Here is a 6636-nt window from a genome sequence, read left to right as displayed (position 1 = left end):
AAAGTGTATCCACATAATGTTGACTTGAACCGAACGAACTGGGAAACCTCCACTTTTTTACAGTCCGCGAGGCAGATCCACTATATTCAGTGTTTGATATTACGGGCTTTCGAAATTTAGGATAAATACTCATTGTTATTGCCAATAATTAAGGCATTCTCGATGCTTCCCAATACATCCAATTGTTTGATCTTGGAAGCGACATTTCGCTGATTGTAAAGTTCGACCGAATAATCGACTTCATCAACGCTGTTGCGATAGGTAACCGCTTTCATTATGTCCGAATCGCTGGCGACAATTTTGGAAACATTGATTAGCTGTTCGAAATAGTTGTCGATGAGAAGAATGTTCGCCTTTACAATTTTCAGAATGTAATCATAGCTCTGTTTTTGATAATTGGAAATATTGTATTTCAAAATCAAACTGCCAAAAAGGACAATAAGGAGAATAAAAATAGCCGAAAAGCTGATGATCATTTGCTTGCGCAATGATATCTTCAACGCTGTTTCCCCCTCTTTCCGTACCTAATGTTCTTGCAACTTGTACGAAATTCTTAAGACTAGTAACCATGTTAGCATATTTTAATGCGGCATATATATTTTATTTTTCGCTTAGGCGCCTTTTCAGGATATATGACATTAGATGGCATCTTTCTAGTTATATGATAGATAGAGATCGAAACGAAAGGAGATCTTGAGATGAAACCGTTGAATGGAAAAGTGGCTTTGGTTGCAGGCGCAACGCGAGGAGCCGGACGCGGGATTGCGATCGAACTGGGGGCGGCGGGAGCGACCGTTTATGTGACGGGACGTACGACAACGGGGCAAGCTTCCGAATACAACCGGCCGGAAACGATTGAAGAAACAGCAGAGCTGGTGAACCAAGCCGGCGGCCGGGGCATTGCGGTCCAAGTCGATCATTTGGACCCTGCGCAGGTGCAGGCGTTAATCGATCGTATTGATTCGGAGCAGGGACGTCTGGACATTCTTGTGAATGATATATGGGGAGGGGAATATTTGACGCAATGGAATACCCCCGTTTGGGAGCACTCCCTGGAGAGAGGATTTCGCATGCTGCGGCTTGCGATAGACACCCATCTCATTACAAGCCATTACGCGCTTCCTTTATTCATCCGGAACGAAGGCGGGCTGGTCGTCGAAATGACGGACGGTACGGCGGAATATAACGACTCGAACTACCGGTTATCCATGTTCTACGATCTGGCTAAATCATCTGCCATTCGGATGGCGAAATCGCTGGCTCATGAGTTGCTTCCGTATCGCTGTACCGCCGTGGCATTGACCCCGGGCTGGATGCGCTCCGAGATTATGCTGGAGCACTTTGGCGTCACCGAAGCCAATTGGCGCGACGCCATTGCCAAGGAACCCCATTTTGCGATTTCGGAAACGACGCGTTATGTGGGACGCGCCGTGGCGTCTCTGGCGGCAGACCCTCATGTTGCGCGGTGGAACGGCCAGTCGCTGTCTAGCGGAGGGCTTGCCAATGTATACGGCTTTGACGATCTGGACGGCTCCCGTCCGGATTGTTGGAGGTATCTCGTCGAAGTGCAAGATGCCGGCAAGCCGGCAGACGTTACCGGATACCGTTAACGCTGGGGGCGATGGGCGGCAGTTATGGGGCTCCGGTATTTCCCCATCGAAACAGGAAATGAGGGATGGAATCGCCGGTCGAGCAAACATCGAACAGACGCGTCGGAAAGCGAAAAAGGGCCTCATCCGCCGGAATTTTCCGGCATATTGATTGATGCAAGCGCCAATTTCCATAGTACCGCAGCGGCTGACGACCCGTCGGGCCGTCGGGCGGGCTAACGAAACGCATACACGCTAATAGCCTGTAAATGACTCTTGTCGCTGGCGTAACGAAACTGGAACACGCTAATGAGGGGAAATCGGAGGTAAAACGGCCGATTTCCAATGAATAGCGATACGTACTTTCGTTAGGATGGGAAGGTTCTCATTTTGAGCCCAATAAGGATTACCAGTTTCGCTAGCTCCTAAGCAAGAGCGCCGACGCGCGAATCGCCTTCGAAATGTAGGGAGGCACCTCTTTTTATGCGCAATCGTGCAATGACCGTACGGTCGGCGATGGGCGGTGTAGGGTTATCGCTCGGATTGCTGATAAGCGGGCTGTTGGCAATAAGCCAGTTTCGGTAATGGTGGCGAATTTTGAAATTGACTCCTATTGCAGATTTCTCAATGAAAGGTCCCTCATTGCCTGCCACGCAGGATCATGCGAAAAACCCTTGCAGTATAGACCGCAAGGGTTCATTCGCATTTTACTAACTAATTTGTCAATCCCAAGGCGCGCAACGTTCTCATCACGGTAACAGCTGCTTGAGCTTTCGTAATATTCGACAGGGGATCGAGCTTCGTGTCGGAAACGCCGAGTACGATTTGCTGCTCAACCATCAATGCCAGCGAAGCTGCAGCATAAGAAGAGATTGCCGACCGATCCTCAAAACGATCCAGCACTGCCGGATTGGCATCATTGGCTTTGCCCGCATAACTCATCGCATTCGCCAGCATGACCGCCATTTCTTGCCGCGTTACCAATCCGTTCGGATCGAACGTAGTTTCGGTTCTTCCCTTGATCAATCCGATCTTCTTCGCGGCCTCAATATCCCTCGCATACTCGGATTGAGCGTCTACATCCGTAAACGTCGAATCTGTCTCATCAAGGATAATGCCCAGCGCTCTCACGATCATGGAAGCGACTTCGGCGCGCGTACTGCTGCGTTTAACCCCGAATTCGCTCGCGCTGTCTCCGGACACGATCAACTTCGCCACAGCGCCCTCGACATCCTTGCGCGCCCATTCCATCGTGACGTCTTGGAAGTTGAAGCCGGATTCGGCAATAATATAAATACCGTTGCCCTTATGCTTCAAGTCGACCGGTACCGTGCCGTCCGAATTTTTGCCGAATAGAGTAGGCACGGAACGGAAATCGTTCATACCCGGAAGATAGATCGCTCCGGTCGTCCGGTTTCTGTTCAAACCTTTCGCATTCATTGTGAAGACACGGCTCAAATCGTATTTTCCAAAATTGCTTATTTCCGTCGTTGTCTGGTCCGGATGCAATTGCTCGATCTTGAATTCGAGCGGCGGCACGAGCAGCTTTAATCCTTTCTTTTTCGCCAGTTCGTAGATGAGATCGATGATGCTTTGACGTGGGGAACCGATCGTAATTTTAATATCCGTCGAACGTGGAATCGCATGAACCGGAATCGTATACTCCACGCCGTTCGCGATAACGGTCAAGGCCGCTTGTTCGCCTTTTTCCGCGATGGCTGCAAGAATCTCCTTCGTTACGATGACTTCCACTTGGCCGGCTTCATCGCTTACGACCACTCGGAACGTCGTCGCCTTCGATCCGTCAATCGTCTTCAACGCCGCTTCCGTCGGCAAAGTGACGATCAATTTGTCGCCGTCTTTCGTGATTTTCGTTTCTAATTGATCTTTTGCCGGATCGGCCGGTGACGGTTCCTTTGCAGGCGGCGTTGTTGTCGATCCTCCCGACGACCATCCTCCCGACGATCCTCCTCCGGATGACGGCGGCGATATTGTCGCGGTTTTCACCTCATTGCTGGCAAGAGAAACTCGCCGAATATCGTCTCCATCCCGATCGACGGCCAACACATAAATGTTGTAGTTCGTACTCGGCGCAAGAGAACTTATCGTGTATTCCGTTCCGTTCGTTGTACCTGCCAATTGTTTATTCACGTATACTTCATAACCGGTAGCTCCTTCCGACGCGTTCCATTTCAGTTGAATGGAATTGGCGTTTCTGGAGGCTGCCGAAACTTGTTGCGGAGCGGCTAATGCCTCTGCATTCACCTTGCCGTCAATCGGCAAATCGCGAACCAATCGCGTAGACAGCGTTTTATTGCGGTCGCCGCTGCTATCCCAGCTCATCACTCCGGCAATATCCAGCGACTTCACAAGAGAGGCGGCATAGGTCATGGACGATTTGTCGTTATAGGTAATGAAGATTTTCTTCTCGTCGTTGTAGAGATAAGCTACCTTAGCCGCTTCGTTCCAGTAGCGAACGTAACCTTCCTTACCCAAATAATTTTCCTCTAAATCCGTATAATCAAAAATAGCGGCTTCCCACGAACCGAACGAAGCAGGGTTTTCACATGTCTGATATTGTCCGTCCGCCGGGCAACCTTCCCATCCTTTTCCATAGTATGGAACGCCCAGCACCAATTTATGTTTAGGCACGCCTCCGTTCAAGTGGCCTAACGCTCCGCCTTGCACATTCGTTCTCGGCGCTGTGTCCAAAGGATGATTTTTGTCATAGTATAACGGCGCATTATGATGGGCGAGCTTCTCCCAGCTTCCGCTGTAATCGTACGTCATAATGTTGATAAAATCCAAGTATTTCACGGAGTTCGCCAAATCGGCGTTGACGACGAAATTATCGCCCTGTCCCGATGCGATTGTCTGAAGATAATACTTGCCGTCCTCCGAACCGGCCGCATCAAGAGCTTCGCGGACGGCTTGCGCCATAAGCGTAAAGTTTTCTTTATCAGCCGGGCTTCGAGAGTTGTCGTCTTCCCCGCCTTCAACCGGATACTCCCAGTCGATATCGACGCCGTCAAAGCCGTACTCGCGCAAAAATTTGACCACAGAGTTGGCGAACGTTCGGCGGGTAATTTCGGTCGCAGCCATGTTCGAGAAGTGGTTGGACCAAGACCAGCCGCCAACGGAGATCATGAGCTTTAAGTGAGGATTCCGGTCTTTAATCTCCGCAAAGGCTCTGAAATTATCGAAATCCACCTCCGGATCGCCAATAATCATTTCCCCGTTATGGACATAATCTTTTTGCAAAGGAATATCTTCGTTCTGACAAGCCCGAGGGGTGGAACCGACTTTTTTCCAACATAGATCGGAAAAAGCGTAATTGATATGGGTGATTTGGGATATGTCGAGATCCGAAGGCTTGAAATTTCGTTGGTCCGGATTTGCCGCCCAAGACATATAATACGTAACAATATTATAATTGCTGCCCGGAACAACCTTCACTTCCTCGCTTGCTTCCGATTCCCAAAGGCTATTCTTAGCGACTACCTTATAGGAATAGGATTGACCTTCGGTAAGTCCGGTTGCCAAATATCGATTAGACTCGCTGTTATCTACAAGTGCGTTGCCCTGATAAATATCATAGCTCGTGGCTCCAGGCACTGGGGCCCAGCCGAATGTTGCCGCCGATCTCGTTGCCGTTACAACCTGCAAATCCTGCGGCGCTTCCAGTTTGCCCCAAGTAATTGTTACCTCATTACTCTTGGCAGAAGTTAAAGCATCTCCGTCGCCTTCCTTTTGAGCTCCGACTTCAAAGGTATAGGATTTTCCTATTTCAAGTCCGCCGACAGGAGCGTAAGTAACCGAGGTAGTTGAATTCCCCAATATATGGTCGGTCCGATCACCATTTACATAGAAATCGTAACCCGTCGCCCCCGGGCTTGCTCCCCAATCCAATATAACCGAGTCATGCGTTACATCATTCACTTTCAAATAGCTTGGCGGCTGTAACGGCGGTTCCTCGTATTCGGTTGTATCTTCCAATGTCCTGAATGTTACTACGTTGCTTTTGTATTCATGCTTGACTTTATCCCATTCCCAAACAATATAAATGCTATATTCTGTTTCCGGCGTTAAACTTAAAGTTCGGGTTTTGAAATTTCCCCATGTAATCCAGGCGCCTGTAACAGCATTATAAATTTGAATATCATGATAATCTTCAAGAAAGTCCCATTCAAGGGTTGCGGAATTATGCGTGATATCCACTACCCTTAAATTTTTCGGTGCTTCTTTAGGCGGAGGATCCGGATCACCGGGTTTAGCCTCAGCGGTAGTGGCCTCTATCGTTTTACTCTGCTCTCCATTAGCTCCGGCGACTACATAAAAACTATACGTGGTATTTGGATCTAAACTTTTTATTTCTATCGAATTTGTTCCAGTCCAACCTGCATAGTTGCCGTCTCCATAATAGACATTGTAATCATCATTATTCCCAACCGGATCCCAGGTTAACGTGATGGAAGTGCTTGTTACCGCACTGACTTGAAGGTTTTGTGGAGCCGGCAATATTTCGTCTGCAGCGGCGTCATCCATCTTTGGATCCTGGCCTTCGCTTTCAGCTTCGTTAACGGGAGTATTGGGCTCTTGCGCTGTGTCGGGAACGGAGCTTTCCACGGACAGGTCGGGACTGACCGTCTCCTCCGCGTATAATGCAGGGGCGGCCAATAAAGTGCCAAATGCTAAAACAAAACTTAGAAACATGACCGACATTCTTTTAAACAATTTCCTTCGAATTAATGAACGCACCTTTGTCACCTCTTTTAATCTAATTTTCGAACGCTGATGCTTCTCGACACGAAAGATTCTTGATTGCCTCATATGTAAGGCTTTGAGGTTAAGGTAAAACAAGGATGTAAACGATTACTAAATTGTGCAGACGACAACTTGGCGATTCAAAATGATGTCGTTCCTTTCGCTTTCTGCCCCCCATACCCCCTCTATACATTGAATTAAAAAGAAATGTAGCTATATTCATCATGAAATAAAGAGGCCCCGATGGGAAGGGAGACATTTCCACAATGATGGGATAAAATCT

The 6636-nt window shown here is 48.6% G+C and carries 3 protein-coding genes; 1 reads left to right on the top strand and 2 read right to left on the bottom strand.

All coding sequences use genetic code 11. The features are described from left to right. Positions 1 to 116: 116 nt before the first annotated feature. Entirely contained in the window at positions 117 to 500 is a 384-nt protein-coding gene (locus LQ229_RS22105; RefSeq protein WP_230192934.1) for a hypothetical protein, read from the bottom strand. A 198-nt stretch (positions 501 to 698) separates the two neighbouring features. Here LQ229_RS22105 and LQ229_RS22100 point away from each other — a divergent pair, with 198 nt between their 5' ends. After that, a complete protein-coding gene (locus LQ229_RS22100; RefSeq protein WP_230192933.1) occupies positions 699 to 1610 on the top strand; it encodes an SDR family oxidoreductase in 912 nt (303 codons plus the stop codon). Positions 1611 to 2303: 693 nt separating this feature from the next. Here LQ229_RS22100 and LQ229_RS22095 read toward each other — a convergent pair. Further along, a complete protein-coding gene (locus LQ229_RS22095; RefSeq protein ID WP_230192935.1) occupies positions 2304 to 6302 on the bottom strand; it encodes a glycosyl hydrolase family 18 protein in 3999 nt (1332 codons plus the stop codon). Positions 6303 to 6636: the final 334 nt, after the last annotated feature.

It is taken from the genome of Paenibacillus sp. CECT 9249, from assembly GCF_918697855.1.
Lineage (GTDB): Bacteria > Bacillota > Bacilli > Paenibacillales > Paenibacillaceae > MSJ-34.
This window is presented reverse-complemented; position numbering and strand designations above follow the sequence as displayed.